This is a genomic window from Janthinobacterium sp. GMG1 (genome assembly GCF_034427795.1).
Lineage (GTDB): Bacteria > Pseudomonadota > Gammaproteobacteria > Burkholderiales > Burkholderiaceae_D > Janthinobacterium.
This window is the reverse complement of the sequence record NZ_JAXQNT010000003.1, coordinates 287,352-304,626: the sequence shown is the minus strand read 5'-3', so window position 1 is coordinate 304,626 and position 17,275 is coordinate 287,352. Positions and strand designations below refer to the sequence as shown.

Here is a 17,275-nt window from a genome sequence, read left to right as displayed (position 1 = left end):
TCATTCCTATTCCTATAACGGAGACAATCATGATCATTTACGGAACTGCATTGCTGGCCTTATGCCACTTGCTCGGCATCTTCCTGGGCGACCTGCTCGGGCAGCTGATGGGCGTCAAGACCAACGTGGGCGGCGTGGGCATCGCCATGCTGCTATTGATCTGCGCCCGGCTCTACATGCAGCGCCGCGCGTGGCTGCCGCAGATGACGGAACGGGGCGTTGAATACTGGGGCGCCATGTATATTCCCGTGGTGGTGGCAATGGCGGCGCAGCAGGATGTGGTGGCGGCGCTGCGCGGCGGGCCGGTGGCCGTGCTGGCCGCCATCGGTTCCGTGCTCGTTTGCGGCGCTGTGATCTCGCTGATTAATCGTATGGAAAGCCCGGCCGCCATCGCCGCCGCCGAAGCCGAGTCGATGTTGATGAAGGAGCACCGTCATGCTTGAGCTCTTTGAAAAAGCCGCCATCCACAATGGCCTGGTGACGGCCTTCGCCTTTGTCGGCCTGATCATGCTGCTGTCGGTGGCGCTGTCGAAGTATCTGACCCTGGGCCGCGTGCACGGTTCGGCCATTGCCATCGTGATCGGCCTGGGCCTCGCTTACTGGGGCGGCGTGCATAGCGGCGGCCACAAGGGCCTGGCCGATTTGTCGCTGTTCGGCGGCATCGGCCTGATGGGCGGCGCCATGCTGCGCGATTTTGCCATCGTCGCCACGGCCTTCGAAGTGCAGGCGACGGAAGCGCGCAAGGCGGGCCTGATCGGCGTCGTGGCGCTGATACTGGGCGTGGTGCTGCCGTTCCTCGTCGGCGCCGGCGTCGCGTACGCGTTTGGCTATTCGGATGCCGTCAGCATGACCACCATCGGCGCCGGCGCCGTCACGTACATCGTCGGCCCCGTCACGGGTGCGGCCATCGGCGCCAGCTCGGACGTCATGGCCCTGAGCATCGCGGCGGGCCTCATCAAGGCCATCCTGGTGATGGTCGGCACGCCCGCCGCGGCGCGCTTTTTGCGCCTGAAAACACCGCGTTCGGCCATGGTCTTCGGCGGCCTGGCCGGCACGGTCAGCGGCGTCTCGGCGGGCCTGGCCGCCACCGACCGCAAACTGGTGCCGTATGGCGCGCTGGTCGCCACCTTTCACACGGGCCTGGGCTGCTTGCTGGGACCGTCCTTGCTGTTCTTTGCCGTCAAGGCGGTGGTCGCCTGATGGAAGCCTGGCGCGCGCATGATTTGCTGTGGCTGGGCGGCTTGCCGGACGACGCATCCTTGCCCGCCTGGGCCGACGCCGCGTGGCTGCGGGCCGCACCGGTGGTGGTGCGGCGCGCCAGCACGGCGCCCGGGCGCATTCCCGTGGGCGTGCGCGGCATGCTGCGCAGCGAGCGGCATGCGTGCGAAGTAGATGCCGCCGCCGTCGTGCGCCGTATGACGCCGGAAGTGCTGGCGCACGCGCCGGAGCCTGCATTTGCCTGCGCTGCGCTCGACGCGTTGCGGCAGGTGGCGCCGCTGCTGGACGCCACTGGCTGGGCCTGGGGCCCGACTGGCGGCGTGGGCTTTGCGCTGGCGAGCAGCTTGCCCGTGCTGCGCGCCGACAGCGACCTCGATCTCGTGCTGCGCATCGCCGCGCCGCCGGACGCCGACCAGGCCGAGGCCCTGCGCGCCATCGCGGCGACCGTCACGGCGTGTCGGCTGGACCTGCAGATCGACACGGGCGTTGGCGGTTTTGCGTATGCCGAGTGGGCGGCGGGGCGGGCCAAGGTCTTGCTGAAAACGGACCGCGGTCCCGTGCTGACGGCCACGCCATGGGAGCTTGCATGAGCGTGTTATTTACCTTTCCCGGCCAGGGCGCCCAGACTCCGGGCATGCTGCATGCGCTGCCGGATGATGGCGTCGTGGCGGCGGCCCTGGCGGAAGCGGCGGACGTGCTGGGCCACGATCCCTTGGCGCTGGACACGGCTGCCGCGCTGGCGTCGACGCGGGCCGTGCAACTGTGCTTGCTGATTGCTGGCGTGGCGATGGCGCGTTCGCTGGTGGCGCGCGGCGCGCGGCCCGACATGGTGGCCGGCTTTTCCATCGGCGAATATGCGGCGGCCGTCGTCGCCGGTGCGCTGGATTTCACCGATGCCGTGCGCCTGGTGGCGCGGCGCGGACAGCTGATGGAGCAGGCGTATCCCACCGGCTACGGCATGGCGGCCATCATCGGGCTTGATCTGGCGCAACTCGAACCGTTGCTGGCGCAAGTGCATGGTGCGGCCACGCCCGTGTATGTCGCCAACCTGAATGCGCCGCGCCAGATCGCCATTGCCGGCAGCGAAGCCGCCCTGCAAGCCGTGATGGCGCTGGCCCTGGCGCATGGCGCCGGCAAGGCCAAGCGCCTGGTTGTCAGCGTGCCGTCGCATTGTCCGTTGATGGAGGCCGCGGCGGACGGCATGGCTGCCGCTATTGAGGGCGTGGTCGTGCGCCGCCCATCGCTCGTCTACCTGAGCAGCAGCGCGGCGCGCGCGCTGTTCGACCCGGCCCGCATCCGCGACAGCCTGGCCGCCAACATGGCGCAGCGCGTGGAGTGGAGCAGTACCGTGCGCCTGGCGTGGGAGCGGGGCGCACGGCTGGCACTGGAAATGCCGCCCGGCAGCGTCCTGACGCGGCTGACGGCGCCCGACTTCACGGACGGCGTGGCCATCTGCTGCGAAGGCAACCGGGGCGACAGCCTGCTGGCGCTGGTACAGCGGGAGCGCAACGGCGCCGTGCCTTAAAGCCTGGCGCTCAATCCAATCTGGAAGCCACGGCCCGGCAAGGGCGCGATGTATTTCAGTGGAGAATTGTGCGGCCGGGCATCGTCATCGAGCAGGTTGGTGCCGCTGATGAACACGTCGAGGCCTGCAAACGGTGAATTCGGCACTTGCAGTGCGCGGCTCACCTGGAAGTTCACCATGGTGTAGCCATCGAGCGGCACTTCCTCGCTGACACTCTTGCCCAGGTATTTCTGCTTGTCGTACCAGGTGCTGGACAGCCTGGCCTTCCAGCCCTGGTTTTCCCACAGCACGTTGGCGCCATAGCGGTTGGTGGGCATGTTGGGCAGGTATGCGCCGTCGTTGTGCGCGCGCAGCTTGTCGGGATTGTCCGCCTTGTTCTTGACCAGGTCGGCGAATGCGGAGAGGTTCACCTTGCCGTAGCTGCCAAGCTGAATCACCTGGGAGGCGTCGATCTCGAATCCCCTGACCGTCGTATCGGTCTGTTTCCAATATTTCAAGGGCAGGCGATTGGCCATCTGGGCACCCGAGTGACCAAGGTAGAGATAGTTCTCGTACTTCATGACGTAGCCCGTTGCCGACATGGCAAAGCCGCGATTGCCGAACAGGGCGGTGAGTTCGGTATTCCGCGCGCGCTCGGCCTTCAAGTCCTGGTTGCCTTCTTCCTGGGTCATGATCGAATAGTGGCGGTTGCTCGCATACAACTCATTGACGTCGGGTGCTCTTTCGGAGGCGGCATAGCGCAGCTTTGCACCGAAAAGCTGGCCAAGTTTGGCCGACGCCCCCAGGCTATAGCTGTTCAGGCTGAACGACTTGTCCTCGAGTTTGGAATTGCTGGCATTCCTCGACGTCTTGAAGCCGCTCTTGCGGATCTCGTGATCGACTTTTTCATGGCGCAAGCCGGCATCGAAGGTGGCCCAGTCGAAGTCCAGGCTTTCCTTCACGAACAAGGCATTGCTGACCGTGCTCGCATCGGGCAGGTAAAGCTGCGGGCCGCTGCCGGTGATTTCCCGGGATTGATGGCTGAGGCCAAGCAAGCCGCTCAAGGGCCCAGCGCGCCGGTGCGCCAGCAGGAGTTCGGCCTGATTGGTGTCGAACTGGTAGTCATTCGCCTTGGCCGTACCGAGACGTTCTCCCGACGCATTGTTCAAGCGGGATACGCGCAGTTGTGCGCTTTCAAGATAGGCAAGGGGATCGCGAAGATGGGCTTCCAGCGCATATTTATCCTGCTGTATCACCACGCCGACGGGCAGTCCCTCATCATAGTTCGCGCCGAACGACTTGTTTTCCATGGAAAAGCCCGGCACGCCATACTCGCTATTCTTGGTGTCGAGGCTGACGGCCACGTAGCCGCGATCGAAAAAGTAGGTGCTGCCGACGGCAAAGTGGGAATTGCTGGCGTAGCTGTTGCCCAGCGTGCCGTGGTAATCGGGGGTCACGTCCTTGTTGATCTTGTTTTGCGCCGTCGACGGCGTACCCGGCACGTAAGCGGGGTTGGCCGGATTGACGTAGGTCTTGCGCTGCCAGACGGATGTCGGCTGATTCGTATAGAAGGAAAAATCACCATCGGCCCAGTCCGGATTTTCCGTCATGAACTGGTCGATAAACGGTTGCGAAGCCTTGTTGTAGATTTGCTGGATCCTCGCTTCTTTCTGGCAACTGTCGGCCAGAAAGGTATTCACGCCGCCCTTCAAGGGAAACAGCTGGCTGTTGCACACGCTGGCCTTGCTGTTGCCCGGAATATCGTAGTGTCCGATCTTCTGGAAGGACATCTGCAGGTTGGTCGAGAAGTGCTTCCCATCGTTGAAGTTCATGCGCAAGCCCTGGGCGCCGGCATCGTTGAAGCCCTTGCGCAGGATCAGTTCCAGGTCCTTCGGCTTGTCTTCCATCTTCCTGGAAATGAGGCCGGAATCGACGTCGACGCTGCCGCCAATCGCATTGCCGCCGAAACGCACGCTATCGGACGATTTGTTGACGGTGACGCTGCGCGCAAACAGGGGATCGAACGGGATGTTGATGTCGCCGCTGAGCGCATTCATGCCGAGGATGGACTGGCCATCTTCGAGAATCTGCACGCGGCTGCCGCTCAGGCTGCGTATCACCGGTGCGCCCGCATTTGGCCCGAAGGCGCTGCTTTGCACGCCCGAGACATGCTCGAGCATGCCGCCCAAGGTCCTGTTCTGGGCTTGCGTATTCTCGACCAGCACGACGCTGTCGATGGTGGAAGGCTTGTCTGCCCGGACTTTGATGGTCTGCAGGGTAACGTCGTCTGCCGCGTAAGCGAGCGGGGCAGTGGACAGCATGGCGGCTGCGAATACGTGATGGCGCATGGGACTCTCTAAAAAGGCGGAATGGGGTGCTGGCGCTGGGCGCAGGCGCAGCGTGAACTTGTAAATGCAATCGAGTTGCAATAATAGCTTGTGCGTAACGCTATTGCAAGTAAACTGCATTTGAGGGGCGGCGCACGAAAAGCGCGCAGCGCAGACGGCCGGCATGTGCCGGCTAGTGGGTAGCAAAGTGTGGAGGTGCGAGGTGCGAAGGCGTTACGCGTTGTGCGTGTGCGGCGCAGGCTGAAGAAGTCCGCCTGCGCCGTTAGGGAATCGTTGCTTCAGCTGACGTTCAATGGCTTCGCGCCTGCAGCCGGCGCGCGCGCCGTTTGCGCTCCCAGATGACGATGCCCGTCACCGACAGCATGGCGACCATGAGGCCCATGAAGGACATCAGAATGCGTCCCGGCAAGCCGAGGATGCGGCCCGAGTGCAGGGGGAATTGCAGTTGCACGAAGACATCGGCGGCCGTGCCTTCCCACGGCTTGTGCTGGCCGATGATGCTGCCGTCCATGCCGTCGATGTACAGGTTCGACAGGCCCATGCCGGCCGCGCCGAACTCGTCGGCTGGGTCGAAGAAGGAGACGTTGTAGAACGAGTAATTGCCGCCATAATAAATGCCGCCGATGGGCGCCGTGATGCCGCGCTGTACGGCCTGCTTTTTGGCGATTTCGACGGCTTGCTCGAAGCCGATCACGGGTGTGATGTAGGTGCCGTAGGGCGCCGGCGTCTGCGTTTCGTACGGTCCCGGCGTGGTGGTGGACACGAGCGACATGACGGGATAAAACACTTCCCGGTACAGGTTCAGCGAGAACGAGGTAAACGCGACGACAATGATGATGAGCCACACCCACAGGCCGCCCGCGCGGTGCAGATCGAAATTGAGTTTGTAGCCGCCGGCTGCCCAGCGCACCACCCACGACGGTTTCCAGCGCTGCCACCAACTGGCGGCGTCGCGGTGGCGTGGCGCCTCGTCCTGCGCGCGCGGGCGCAAACCGCGCGGCGTGGTCAGATACAAGGCCACCATGCTGTCGAGCAGCCAGATCAGGGCCACCGTGCCCATCAGCCAGTAACCCCAGCGGTCCGTGCCCCAGAAGGCGGGCACGTGCAGGCTGTAGTGCAGATGGCGCAGGAACGGCATCAGGCTGCGGCGCGACAGGGAAATGGCCGTCGAATCGCGCTTGCCCGTGATCTGCGCCGTGACGGGATCGATATAGACGGTGTTGTAGTCGAGCACGAACGGCTTGTTCGTGGCCGGGTCGGTCAATGGCCGCACCATGAAGGCGCCTGCATGGCCTTCTTCCAGGCCCAGGGTCATGTAATTGACTTCCACGCGCGGGTCGGCGGCCGCGACTTTTTTCGCCAGCACAAACGGTGGCTGCAGGGGACCGCGGCCCGGCGTGTCCATGATGTCGGCGTTGAGCCATTCGTCCAGTTCGTGGTCCCACGACGTGACGGCACCCGTGAGGCCCGCAACGATGAGGAAGAGGGCGATGGTCAGGCCGGCCCAGCGGTGTATGACAGTCCAGAAAGCGCGCATGCGGTACAAACCTTCAACATGAAACCGGCTTGTTGCCGCCAGCAGGCGCCAAGGCGGCGCACAGGAAGAGCCAAATATGGGCCTGGTACAGGCCTGACATTTTTGATAATGGGAATCGTTCTCATTATCCGCCGTGGCGTGGCGTTTGTCCAGCCCCAATGGTGTTGCCCAAGGTTAAATAGCGCATGCTAAGATGCTAGCAAGAAGTTAATTTACATTCCACATGGAAATATTCAAGGCTGAAGCTGCATGCGCATAGAAGACCGGAACAATGTCCGCATTCGCGAATGCAGCGCTATGCCCCCAAGGCACGCGGCAGCCACCATGGTGTTCATGCATGGCTTTGGCTGCGATCAAACCATGTGGCGTTACCTGGAGCCGCTGTTTCGTCCGCACTACCGCACTGTGCTGTTCGACCTGGTCGGCAGCGGTGCTTCCGACCTGGGTGCCTATGATTTCGATAGCTACGCGCGGCTCGACGCGCATGGCGCCGATTTGCGCCAGGTCATCCACGCCGCCGGTGGCGCTCCCGTGATTTGCGTCGGCCATTCCGTCAGTGCCATGAGCACCTTGCTGGCCACGATCGCCGAGCCGTCGCTGTTCGCCGCGCAAGTCATGCTGGCGCCGTCGCCGTGCTATGTCGACGATGTGGCGGCCGGCTACCGGGGCGGCTTCAGCCGTGCCGATATCGACGACTTGCTCGGTGCCATGGACAGCAATTACCTGGGCTGGTCGGCCGGCATGGCGCCTGCCATCATGGGCGCGCCCGGCCAGCCGGCGCTGGGGCAAGACCTGGTGAACAGCTTTTGCCGCACCGATCCCGTCATCGCCCGGCATTTCGCGCAAGCGACGTTCTTGTCCGACCACCGCGCCGTCTTGCCGCACAACAGCACGCCGGCCCTGATCGTGCAGTGCAGCGACGACTTCATCGCGCCACCTTCCGTGGGCGACTACCTGCGTGAAACGCTGCCGCACAGCAGCCTGCAGGTGCTCGAAAATGTGGGCCATTGCCCGCACATGAGCGTGCCCGATGCCAGCTATCGCGCCATCCGTCACTTTCTCGACGGCCTGCACCTGTAATGCGCGACATGATGCCTTCCTTGCCTGACGCCGATACTTTGTTCCAGCACGCGGCCTGCGGTTTGCTGCTGTGCACGGCCGACGGCACCATCGTGCAGGCGAATGCCACTTTTTGCGGCTGGCTCGGCTATGGCGCAGGGGAGTTGCTCGGGAAAAAGAAACTGCAGGACTTGCTGACCATCGGCGGGCGCGTCTTCCACCAGACGCACTGGCTGCCTTTGATGCAGGTGCAGGGCAGCGTATCGGAAATATTGCTCGACATGCGCCAGCGCCAGGGCCAAGCCATCCCCATGCTGTTCAATGCCGTGCGCCGCGTGCACGAAGGCGTGCGGTATGACGAGATCGCCGTCTTTGTCGCCAGCGACCGGCGCAAGTACGAGCAGCAGTTGCAGCTGGCGCGCAAGGAGGCAGGCGAGCTCAACGAGCAACTGGCGGCCGCCGACCGGCGCAAGGACGAGTTCCTGGCGACCCTGGCGCATGAGCTGCGCAATCCGCTGGCGCCCATGCGCAATGTGCTGGAAGTGTTGCGCCTGGCGCAACTGGACGACCCGCAGCTGCGCTGGGCGCGCGACGTGCTGGGCCGGCAAGTTGGGCACATGACGCACCTGGTCGACGATTTGATGGAAGTGTCGCGCATCACGCAGGGCCGTCTGGAACTGCGCCGCGCCAGCGTGGAACTGGCGCCCGTGGTGGAAGCGGCCCTGCACAGCGTGGCGGAGCTGGCGGTGCAATCCGGCCACAAGGTGCTCGTGGAGCAATGGCCGCAAGCCATCTGGCTCGACGCTGACGCGACGCGCCTGGGCCAGATGATCGCCAACCTGCTGACCAACGCCATCAAGTACACGCCTGCCAACGGCGTCATCGGGCTGGAAGTGGCCTGCACGGACAACGACGTGTACATTCGCGTGCGCGATTCGGGCATCGGCATCGCGCCCGAGCATCTGGACAAGGTGTTCGAGCTGTTTTCGCAGCTGGAACCGGCCCTGTCGCGCGCCCAGGGCGGCCTGGGCATCGGCCTGTCGCTGGTGCGCGGTCTGGCCGAATTGCATGGCGGCAGCATCAGCGCGCACAGCGACGGCGTCGGGCAGGGCAGCACCTTCGCCCTGCGCCTGCCGCTGCCGGCCGTGCCCCTGCAAGCGCCGCCCGAACCCGACCGCCGCCTGCTGGCCGGCACGCGCGAAGGCAAGGTGCTGGTCATCGATGACAGCGCCGACGCAGCCGAAAGCCTGGCGCTGGCGCTCGACATCCTCGGCTATGACGTGCGCACGGCCTACGACGGCACTGCCGGCATGGCGGCGGCACAAGTTTTCATGCCGCAAGTGATACTGCTCGACATCGGGTTGCCGCACATGAATGGCTACGACGTGGCGCGACTGTTGCGTAGTGAACCCTGCGGCAAGGACGCCATTCTCGTGGCCGTCACGGGCTGGGGCCAGGACAGGGACCGCCAGATGGCGTCCGACGCGGGCTTTGATTTGCACCTGACCAAGCCGGTGGATTTTTACGAGCTCGATGCGGTGCTGCAAAAGATGCTGGGGGCGGAGTAAGGATGGCATCAGAAAAATGAAAATCATGGAACAATTGACAGAGTTGGAGATCGCCGTTTTCCAGCTGCGCAAGGGATTTGGCCATGCCGACCGCTGCGTGGACTGGGCCGTCGAACGCCTGCGCCTCGATCAGGAAGGCGACGATCTCGATATCGTGCTGCTGGCCAGCGCCCGGGGCGTTGACGAGGTGCTGCCGCTGGCCGAGGCCATCATCGGACGCTACCGTGGCGACGCGCGCCTGGAGGAACAATTCCTGGCTGGCAAATACATCGTCGAATTGCGTGCCGCCTATCTGGCAGGCCGGGAAAGCGTGCAATCGCTCGACGCCAGTCTGACGCGCCTGTATCCGGCGCTGGGCTATCCCGACTGGCTGGTCATGCTGAGCCGCAATTGCGAGTATGTGACGGACGTGCCCGATTTTGAGCAGCCGTTCGAGCGCGAGTTCGCCTACATCGCCCGTTTGTGGGCTGAGGCAGGCAGCGTCGCCGATTTTGAAAAAACATATTCCCGCGAGACGTCGAACGGGCACGATGTGAGCTGATGCCTGGATGCGCCATGAAGAAAATCGATATCTTTGCCTGTTCCCCCTCCGCCATGCGCGCGTGTGCCAGCTGGACAGATGCGTTTGACTCTTTTCCCGTCACCGGTATTACCTTGCCCGGGGAGCTGGACTTTGTGTCACTTGGGCAATTGTTGACGCAGTCGACAGAACCTGCGCTCCGGCCGGCAGGAATAGCGGGACGCGACCTGTACGTGTTCAGGGATGATATGGCGCACGCGCTCGGGCGGATGGCGGCCGACGAGTTGAGCACCATCGCGGTGGCGTGGTCGACGACGCCACCTTGGGCGGATATGGATATCAATCCCTTTGACCTGGCTGGATTTCTGATGGAGTTGCAGTCGGCCTGGCATCAATCCGTGACACCGGACAAGGCGCTGTTTGCGTGGATCGACGCGTAATGTCGGCATACTCATGGCGGGTGATCGCTATCGTATAATTTGCGCAATTCTTTTCGCTGGGAATAATGTGCAAAACAAGACGATAGGACTCATCGGCGGCATCGGCTGGGCTTCCACCCTGGACTACTACCGCTTGCTCAATGAAATGCTGGTGGCGCGCATCGGGCCCGCGCACAGTGCGCGCATCATGCTGGTCAGCATGGATCAGGCCGATTTCGTCGCGCATGCGGCGCAAGCCGATTCCCGCGCCATCGAGCAATTCCTGGTCACGCAAGGGCAGCGCCTGCAAGGCATGGGCGCGGATTTCTTCCTGCTGTGCGCGAATGGCGCGCACCGTTTCGCACCGGCCGTCGTGCCGCGCATCGGCTTGCCTTTTATCAGTATCGTCGAGGAAACGGCAAAGCGGGTGCGGGAATCAGGCTTGAAGAAAGTCGGCTTGCTGGGCGTCAAGCAAACGATGGCGGGCCGCTTTTATCACGATGCGCTGGAGCAGTTGGGCATCACGACCGTGACGCCCGATGCGGCTGACCAGGAAATTCTTCACGACATCATCTACGCGGAATTGGTGCAGAACCGCTTGACGGACGCCAGCCGGAAGATCTTCTTGGGCGTCATCGAGAAACTGCGGCTGCAAGGCGCGCAGGGCATGATCCTGGGCTGCACGGAAATACCGCTGCTGATCAAGCCCGGCGATGTCGACTTGCCGCTATTTAATACCACGGAGATTCATTGCGAGGCGGCGGTGGCGTTTGCCATCGAAGACTAATGCTTGCGCAGGAGCGGCGCCCGCAAGGGGCGGCCGCTCATTCATCATCAAGCCGGCTGCGCGCCGCTCACATTGCGGCTGCGGTTTTCCACCAGCACGGAAATGCCGAGCACGACGATGCCGCCGCAGGCCAGCATGGCGCCGACCCAGCCCGTCGAGCGCAAGCCCATGCCCATGGCGATGGCGATGCCGCCGGCCCAGGCGCCCAGGGCGTTGGCGATGTTGAAGGCGGAATGGTTGAGGGCGGCAGCCACGGTTTGCGCGTCGCCGGCCACGTCCATCAAACGCGTCTGCACGGCCGGGGCGACAGCGATGCCGGCGCCGATGGCGAACAGGTTGATCGCCGTCAACCAGACGTTGCTGCTCGTATAAGTAAACGCGGCCAGGGCGGCCACGTTCCACAGCAGCACGCCAAAGATGGTCCACAGGCGCGAGCGGTCGGCCAGCCAGCCGCCGATCAGGTTACCCACCGTCATGCCGACGCCGATGATGGCCAGCAAGATGGAAATGACCAGGGGCGACACTTTCGTGATTTCCAGCAAGGTTGGCGTAATAAACGTGTAGACGGCGAACATGCCTCCGAAGCCGATCGCCACCATCAGCAGGGTCAGCCACACTTGCAGGCTGCGGAACACGCCCAGTTCGCGGCGTGGGCTGGAATCGCCGGCGGCCACCATCGGCACGAAGATGCGCACCATCAGCATGGTCAGCAAGCCCAGCGCGGCGACCAGCAAGAAGGCCGAGCGCCAGCCCAGGGTCTGGCCGATATACGTGGCCAGCGGCACGCCAAAGATATTCGCCACGGTCAAGCCCATCAGGACGCGCGCGACAGCCTGGCCCCGCTTGTCCGGTTCGGCCAGGGCGGCCGCTACCAGCGCCGCCACGCCGAAATAGGCGCCGTGGGGGATGCCGGCGACAAAACGGGCGACGACCAGCAAGCCATAATTGGGGGCGATGGCGCTGAGCAAGTTGCCGCCAGCGAACATCAGCATCAGACAGATCAGCATCAGCCGGCGCGGCATGCGCGCCAGGAAGATGGTGATCAGGGGCGCGCCGACAACCACGCCCAGCGCATAGGCGCTGATCATGTGGCTCATCTGCGGCAAGGTCGTGCCCAGGTCGTCGGCCACCACGGGCAGGATGCTCATGGAGGCGAATTCGCCCGTGCCGATGGCGAGGCCGCCGATGGCCAGGGCCAGGTCGGCATAGCCGGCGCCAAAAGGCGCGGTGACGCGCGGAATCAGGGGATCTACGGATGCGTGCATGTTCTTGTTAGTTTGGTAAGGGTGTGACAGGGTGAAGAAGCGTGCTGTGGCTCAGCCGCAGTGGCAGCAATGCGCTACCGGATGCGAAGTGAAGAAAGGCAAGGAGAAGTAGCAGCCCCGGCGTTTCGGGCCAGAAGAGCTGCCCACAGTCAACATTGTAAAAGATTCGGGCAAGTTCTGCCGGGAGGCGGCCAAAATATGCTGCACTGCACATAACAGCGCTTGCGCTTGTTGTTAACGATAACACGGAATCCGCCGGATTCCGCCACAGGCGGGCGAAGATTGCACGGCTGTGGCGGAATTGGTTCGTGCTTGCCGTTTATTCAGACAAGGTTTGTTGCAACGCTTCCAACCCCGCCACATAAATGCCGTGGAACAGCTCCGTCACTTCCTGCTCGCTCACGCCGACAGCGGTGAAGCGGCCGGACCAGGTGACCCGCGCGCCAGCGCTGCCGGCAATCGGGCTCACTTGCAGGGTCGACAGATAATCGCTGGCGGGAAACGGCGCCTGCAGAATCGAATAGCTGTAGCTGCGCGCTGTGTTGTCGTACGCTTCCAGCTGCTCGACGATGACGTCGCCGGCCGGGTTGGCCAGGTGGCGGATGCGCCCCCCGTCGCTGAGCGTGCTGCTGGGAATGTAGGGCAGCCAGTCGGGCAGCGAGTTGAAGCCGCCGATCAGTTGCCACACTTGCGCCGGCGTGGCGGCGATGTCGATCGAGGTAGTGGTGTGTGCCATATGCTTTCCTTATCTATTAGTTGGCGCTGCCAGGCAGCGGTGCGAATGCCGACACCAGCTGTTCGGCGCGCATGTCTTGCCAGAAGGCGGCCGGGATGACGCTGTTCAATGCTTGCTGGTCTTCGGCCAGGCGTTCCGGACGGCTGGCGCCGGGGATCACGGCAGCCACGGCCGGATTGGCCAGGGAAAATTGCAGGGCGGCCGCCTTCACGCTGACGCCATGGCGCGCGGCGATGGCCTTGATGCGTTCCACTTTAGCAATGATTTCGGGCGAGGCTTTCTGGTATTCAAAGTGCGCGCCACCGGCCAGGATGCCCGAGCTGTAGGGGCCGCCCACGACGATGTCGACGTTCTGTTTTGCCGCGGCGGGCATCAGGCGCTGCAGCGCCCGTTCATGGTCGAGCAGGGTGTAGCGGCCGGCCAGCAGGAAGGCGTCCGGCTGCGCTTCGCTTAAATCCAGGGTCAGTTCCAGCGGTTCCACCTTGTTGACACCCACGCCCCAGGCCTTGATGACGCCTTCTTCGCGCAAGCGCGTCAACACGCGGAAGGCGCCCGTGCGGGCTATCTCGAATTGCGCCAGCCAGTTGTCGCCGTGGAAATCCTGGGCGATGTCGTGTACCCAGACGATGTCGAGGTGGTCCGTATCCAGGCGTTTCAAACTGTCTTCGATCGAGCGCAGGGTGGCGTCGGCCGTATAGTCATCGACGATCTTGTTCTTGCGGCCAAATTCGAACAATCCGCCTTTTTCGCCCAGTTCGCGGCTGGCCGGGTCTTCCAGTTCGTCGAGGATCAGGCGGCCGACCTTGGTGCTCAGCACGTATTCGTCGCGGCGGCGCTGCTTCAGGGCGGCGCCCAGGCGCAGTTCGGCCAGGCCGGCGCCGTAGAACGGGGCCGTATCGAAATAGCGGATGCCGCTATCCCAGGCCGCGTCGACGGTCGCCAGCGCTTCTTGCTCGGGAATGTTGCGGAACATATTGCCTAGCGGCGCCGTGCCGAAACCCAGTTTGCCTGTCAGTAAGTGTTTGATCGTCATGGTATTTTTCCTTCAATGAGTGAGTCAGTGAAGACAGAATAGCTGGACAAGTTAAGCCTGTCCAAGACATAATTTGCGCAACTTGAGTCCTTGAGGGTCTGACATGCTCGATATTCGTCAATTGCAATACTTCATCGCCGTCGCCGAGGAAGAACACGTGGGGCGCGCCGCCGAGCGCCTGCACATTTCCCAATCGCCGCTGAGCCGGCAAATCGCCCAGCTCGAAGACAAGCTGGGCCTGACCCTGTTCGAGCGCAGCGCGCAGCGCATCCGCCTGACGCGCGACGGCCATACCTTTCTGGCTGAAGCGCGCGCTTTTATTACGCACGGGAATCGTCTGGAAGCATTGGCGAAACGCCTGGGACGCGGCGATGAAGGCGGCCTGTGCATCGGCTATATCGAAAACGCCATGCATGCGGGCGTGTTGCCGGACGGCTTGCGCAGCCTGCGCGCCACGCGGCCGCAAGTGCACGTTGCCCTGTACAACCTGCATTCGGCCGAGCAGATCGAAGGCTTGCGCCAGCGCAGCCTCGATATCGCGCTGCTGTGCGAACCGCCGCTGCCGAACGACCCGGACCTCGATTGCGCGCAAGTGCTGAGCGACCCCATGCTGCTGGCCTTGCCGGAGACGCACCCGCTGGCGGCCAAGCCCGAGCTGACGCCCGAGGACCTGGCGGGCCAGGAATGGATCGCCGTGCTGCACAAGGAAAGCGCGCTGAAACACGATAATTTCATCGCAGCCTGCGCGCGCGCCGGCTTTACGCCCGATATCCGCATGGAGGCAACGGAGCCGCTGACGGCGCTGGGCCTGGTGGCGGCCGGGCTGGGCATGGCCATGATCCAGCACAGCCTGCGCCAGCACGCGCCAGCCGGCGTCGTCGTGCGCGAACTGCCGTGGTTCAGCTATCGCACGCCCTTGTGGCTGGCCTGGCACAAGGTCAACCTGCGTCCGCTGGTGGGGATTTTTCGGGCAACCTTGCTGGAGCAGGCGGGCGTCGTCGCCTAGATTTTCCTGGCGCGCTTCAGGTGCAAGGGCAGCCACCACCACATGCAAATGATGAGCGCACCCATCAGCACGCAGGCGACGATGCCGGCGACGTGGCCGAACACTTCCGACATCACCAGGTTGGTGCCGAGGATAAACGCCAGGGCCAGGGAAAAGGCGCCGCACATCATGATGCGGTCGGCCACGCGCTTGAAGCGTTCGCGGTCTTGCAGGGGGCGCATGACGCGGTGCTGGATGGCTGGAGCGCTGAGCAGCACCAGGCTGGTCATGGACAGGAAAAACGTCAGCAGGAAGACGATTTTTTCCGCCTGCACGATCTTCGCGAAGCCGCCGTTGAAGGGCAGGATGATGAGGAAGGCCGTCAGCATCTGCGCGCCCGGCAAGAGGATGCGCAATTCGCTGAGCAGGTCGGACAAGTCGCCTTCATCGCCTGGCTGGCCATCTTCATCCTGGTGTTGCGCGTGTGGCATGGGCTTGTCCTCGCAGTGGTGATGGGGCAAGTCTACGCGGCGGTGCCTTGCCTGACTGTGGGCGGGCGCACCTTCCGACGCATTGCGTCAGAACCATTGCGGGTAGCGTTGGCGCAGCCGCCACAAGGGTGTCGAGACGATGGCCGTGGCGCTGTGCGAGGCGTCGTGGCCGCAGTGGCCGCAACTGTGGCGCCGGTGCGGCGCCAGCGCGAAGCTGCCCAGGTCCAGGTGCGGGTGGCCGCAGCGGGCGCAATCGCTGCATGCGAGCGGCGCGCCGGCCTGCAAGGCGGCGGCGAGGGCCAGCGCGGCGGGCGGCGTGATATTCAGTTGCACTATGTCGTGAGGAAACAGGCCGGGCAGGGCGCGGCAGTCGATGGCCAGCGCGACCAGCTCGCGCACCAGCAGGGTGCCGCCGTCATCGGACCGGGCGCGCAGTTGCAGCAAGCCCTCCGGACCCAGGCGCAAGGTGGTGGCGTGGAATTGCATGGGGTCGAACAGTTCCGGATACAGCACATAGCCCATGGGGCTGGCGTGCTGGCGGCAACGCATGGGCTGTGTTGCTTGCCAGCCGGCCAGATCGGCCTGCGTGCCCCAGTAGCACTGGTGCGTGCGGCACCAGTGCCGCGCCGCGCCATTGCGAAATTTTCCAGCGGGCAGCAGATCGCAGACGATGATGGCGTCCAGTCCCGCGCCGGCGCGAAAATGGCCCGTGATGTGGGAGGTGGTGACGGTAAGATGGCCCGTGCTCGCTTGCAGTGGCCAGCAGATGCCGGGCAGGGTCAGCGGCGTTGCCAATGGCGCCTCCGCGCGGCTATCGGCTTGCCAGCCGATAGTGGGCCGGCATGAAAAAACCCGCCGGTTGGGGCGGGCTGTGCTGATGGGGATGCCAAAGGCATGGCCCGGTCTATTCTTCCGTATCGGCCAGGGTAACGATGGCGCGCGCCCACTTCGAGTATTTCAGGTTTGCCAGGTCGCGCACGGTCTTGATATTGAATGCCTGCTTGAGCAGCTCTGCATCTTTTTCGCTCACGCCTTGCAGCGCATCGACGGGGGCATCAGCGATTTCCTTGAACGTCTTTTTTTCGTAAGCCTTGTCTACCGCTTTATTGATGTTCATGTGTTGATACTCCTCAGTAAGTAGGAAAATTAATTCTACACGTTTTTGCGAAGTGTCAATTTACGCTTGCAAGTTGTGCCGAACTAAATATGATGGAGGTGGGCGCCTCGACAGTGAGGCCGTCCGTGCGTTCGCCTTGAGATTGCAATTATAGCATTTTTATTATTCATAGTATAATGATTTCCATGGTGGAGAATGGTCTGCGCCATGCCGGACGCCGCAGTCACGCGGCACGAATCGATAGCGTTCAGGAGAATACGATGAGTTTGCTAGATCAACTTGCAGGACAGGCGATGAGCGCTTTGGGCAATAAAAGTGCGGACGGGGAAGCCCCATCGGGATTGATGGCCAGTGTGATGGACCTGGTTAACCAGCACGGCGGCTTGCCCGGCCTGCTGCAGAAATTCCAGGAAAGCGGCCTGGGCGACCAGGTAGCCAGCTGGATCGGCACCGGCGCCAATGCGCCCGTTTCCGGCGAACAGATCAAGGATGCGCTGGGTAGCGATACGATCACCCAGATCGCTGAAAAAGCCGGCGTCGCCCCGGACGCGGCCTCGGGCGGCCTGGCAGCCTTGCTGCCCCAGCTGATCGACAAGCTGACGCCGGACGGTCAGGTACCGGAAGGCAATGACCTCGTCAGCCAGGGTTTGAATATGCTCAAGGGCAAGATCTTCGGTTGATTCCTTGG

General features: G+C 63.3%; 19 protein-coding genes. 11 read left to right on the top strand and 8 right to left on the bottom strand.

The window, feature by feature from the left end:
* Positions 1-29 precede the first annotated feature (29 nt).
* The 4 genes from madL to mdcH are packed head-to-tail and all read left to right on the top strand — an operon-like array spanning position 30 to position 2,743.
* Positions 30-443, top strand: coding sequence for a malonate transporter subunit MadL (madL, locus tag SJI03_RS10205; RefSeq protein WP_099376957.1), 414 nt, complete (start codon positions 30-32; stop codon positions 441-443).
* Positions 436-1,200, top strand: coding sequence for a malonate transporter subunit MadM (madM, locus tag SJI03_RS10200; RefSeq protein ID WP_322427085.1), 765 nt, complete (start codon positions 436-438; stop codon positions 1,198-1,200). Before madL ends, madM begins: the two co-directional genes overlap by 8 nt.
* Positions 1,200-1,808 (top strand): malonate decarboxylase holo-ACP synthase, encoded by a 609-nt coding sequence (locus SJI03_RS10195; protein ID WP_322427084.1) that lies wholly within the window; start codon positions 1,200-1,202, stop codon positions 1,806-1,808. Before madM ends, SJI03_RS10195 begins: the two co-directional genes overlap by 1 nt.
* Positions 1,805-2,743 (top strand): malonate decarboxylase subunit epsilon, encoded by a 939-nt coding sequence (gene mdcH / locus SJI03_RS10190; RefSeq protein WP_322427083.1) that lies wholly within the window; start codon positions 1,805-1,807, stop codon positions 2,741-2,743. The genes SJI03_RS10195 and mdcH overlap by 4 nt, the downstream gene beginning before the upstream one ends.
* Here mdcH and SJI03_RS10185 read toward each other — a convergent pair.
* Together SJI03_RS10185 and SJI03_RS10180 are read right to left on the bottom strand one after the other, a co-directional pair.
* Positions 2,740-5,070, bottom strand: coding sequence for a TonB-dependent receptor (locus SJI03_RS10185; RefSeq protein ID WP_322427082.1), 2,331 nt, complete (start codon positions 5,068-5,070; stop codon positions 2,740-2,742). The genes mdcH and SJI03_RS10185 overlap by 4 nt on opposite strands.
* A gap of 289 nt (positions 5,071-5,359) precedes the next feature.
* The gene (locus SJI03_RS10180) at positions 5,360-6,607 is read right to left on the bottom strand and encodes a PepSY-associated TM helix domain-containing protein (RefSeq protein ID WP_322427081.1); all 1,248 of its coding nucleotides are present in this window, start codon (positions 6,605-6,607) and stop codon (positions 5,360-5,362) included.
* Positions 6,608-6,856: 249 nt separating this feature from the next.
* Between SJI03_RS10180 and SJI03_RS10175 the strand changes: the two genes are divergently transcribed.
* The 5 genes from SJI03_RS10175 to SJI03_RS10155 all read left to right on the top strand — a co-directional run bounded on the left by SJI03_RS10175 (position 6,857) and on the right by SJI03_RS10155 (position 10,960).
* Positions 6,857-7,687 carry an alpha/beta hydrolase gene (locus SJI03_RS10175; RefSeq protein ID WP_322427080.1) on the top strand — a complete coding sequence of 277 codons (831 nt, stop codon included), beginning with the start codon at positions 6,857-6,859 and terminating at the stop codon, positions 7,685-7,687.
* 8 nt (positions 7,688-7,695) lie between these two features.
* On the top strand, positions 7,696-9,234 hold the full coding sequence (locus tag SJI03_RS10170) for an ATP-binding protein (RefSeq protein ID WP_322427079.1): 1,539 nt from the start codon (positions 7,696-7,698) through the stop codon (positions 9,232-9,234).
* 25 nt (positions 9,235-9,259) lie between these two features.
* On the top strand, positions 9,260-9,775 hold the full coding sequence (locus SJI03_RS10165) for a hypothetical protein (RefSeq protein ID WP_322427078.1): 516 nt from the start codon (positions 9,260-9,262) through the stop codon (positions 9,773-9,775).
* Positions 9,776-9,789: 14 nt separating this feature from the next.
* Positions 9,790-10,194, top strand: a complete 405-nt coding sequence (locus SJI03_RS10160) for a hypothetical protein (RefSeq protein ID WP_322427076.1) — start codon at positions 9,790-9,792, stop codon at positions 10,192-10,194.
* Between the two features lie 67 nt (positions 10,195-10,261).
* Positions 10,262-10,960: an aspartate/glutamate racemase family protein gene (locus tag SJI03_RS10155; protein WP_322427075.1), complete on the top strand. Its 699-nt coding sequence runs from the start codon at positions 10,262-10,264 to the stop codon at positions 10,958-10,960.
* Positions 10,961-11,007: 47 nt separating this feature from the next.
* Here the strand turns inward: SJI03_RS10155 and SJI03_RS10150 are convergent, their stop codons facing one another.
* The 3 genes from SJI03_RS10150 to SJI03_RS10140 form a co-directional block, all read right to left on the bottom strand.
* On the bottom strand, positions 11,008-12,225 hold the full coding sequence (locus tag SJI03_RS10150) for an MFS transporter (RefSeq protein ID WP_322427074.1): 1,218 nt from the start codon (positions 12,223-12,225) through the stop codon (positions 11,008-11,010).
* A gap of 319 nt (positions 12,226-12,544) precedes the next feature.
* Positions 12,545-12,961, bottom strand: coding sequence for an SRPBCC family protein (locus SJI03_RS10145; RefSeq protein WP_099376949.1), 417 nt, complete (start codon positions 12,959-12,961; stop codon positions 12,545-12,547).
* Positions 12,962-12,977: 16 nt separating this feature from the next.
* Positions 12,978-13,994, bottom strand: a complete 1,017-nt coding sequence (locus SJI03_RS10140) for an aldo/keto reductase (RefSeq protein WP_322427073.1) — start codon at positions 13,992-13,994, stop codon at positions 12,978-12,980.
* A gap of 103 nt (positions 13,995-14,097) precedes the next feature.
* Between SJI03_RS10140 and SJI03_RS10135 the strand changes: the two genes are divergently transcribed.
* Entirely contained in the window at positions 14,098-15,000 is a 903-nt protein-coding gene (locus SJI03_RS10135) for a LysR family transcriptional regulator (protein WP_322427072.1), read from the top strand.
* Here the strand turns inward: SJI03_RS10135 and SJI03_RS10130 are convergent.
* The 3 genes from SJI03_RS10130 to SJI03_RS10120 form a co-directional block, all read right to left on the bottom strand.
* Positions 14,997-15,470 carry a DUF6328 family protein gene (locus SJI03_RS10130; protein ID WP_322427071.1) on the bottom strand — a complete coding sequence of 158 codons (474 nt, stop codon included), beginning with the start codon at positions 15,468-15,470 and terminating at the stop codon, positions 14,997-14,999. The two genes, SJI03_RS10135 and SJI03_RS10130, sit on opposite strands and share 4 nt — an antisense overlap.
* A gap of 87 nt (positions 15,471-15,557) precedes the next feature.
* Positions 15,558-16,265 carry a hypothetical protein gene (locus SJI03_RS10125; protein WP_322427070.1) on the bottom strand — a complete coding sequence of 236 codons (708 nt, stop codon included), beginning with the start codon at positions 16,263-16,265 and terminating at the stop codon, positions 15,558-15,560.
* Between the two features lie 109 nt (positions 16,266-16,374).
* Positions 16,375-16,587, bottom strand: coding sequence for a hypothetical protein (locus SJI03_RS10120; RefSeq protein ID WP_034751103.1), 213 nt, complete (start codon positions 16,585-16,587; stop codon positions 16,375-16,377).
* Between the two features lie 260 nt (positions 16,588-16,847).
* On the opposite strand from SJI03_RS10120, the gene SJI03_RS10115 reads away from it, so the two are divergent.
* Complete coding sequence (locus SJI03_RS10115) at positions 16,848-17,267, top strand: YidB family protein (RefSeq protein WP_034751100.1); 420 nt, start codon at positions 16,848-16,850, stop codon at positions 17,265-17,267.
* The last annotated feature ends 8 nt before the right edge of the window (positions 17,268-17,275 follow it).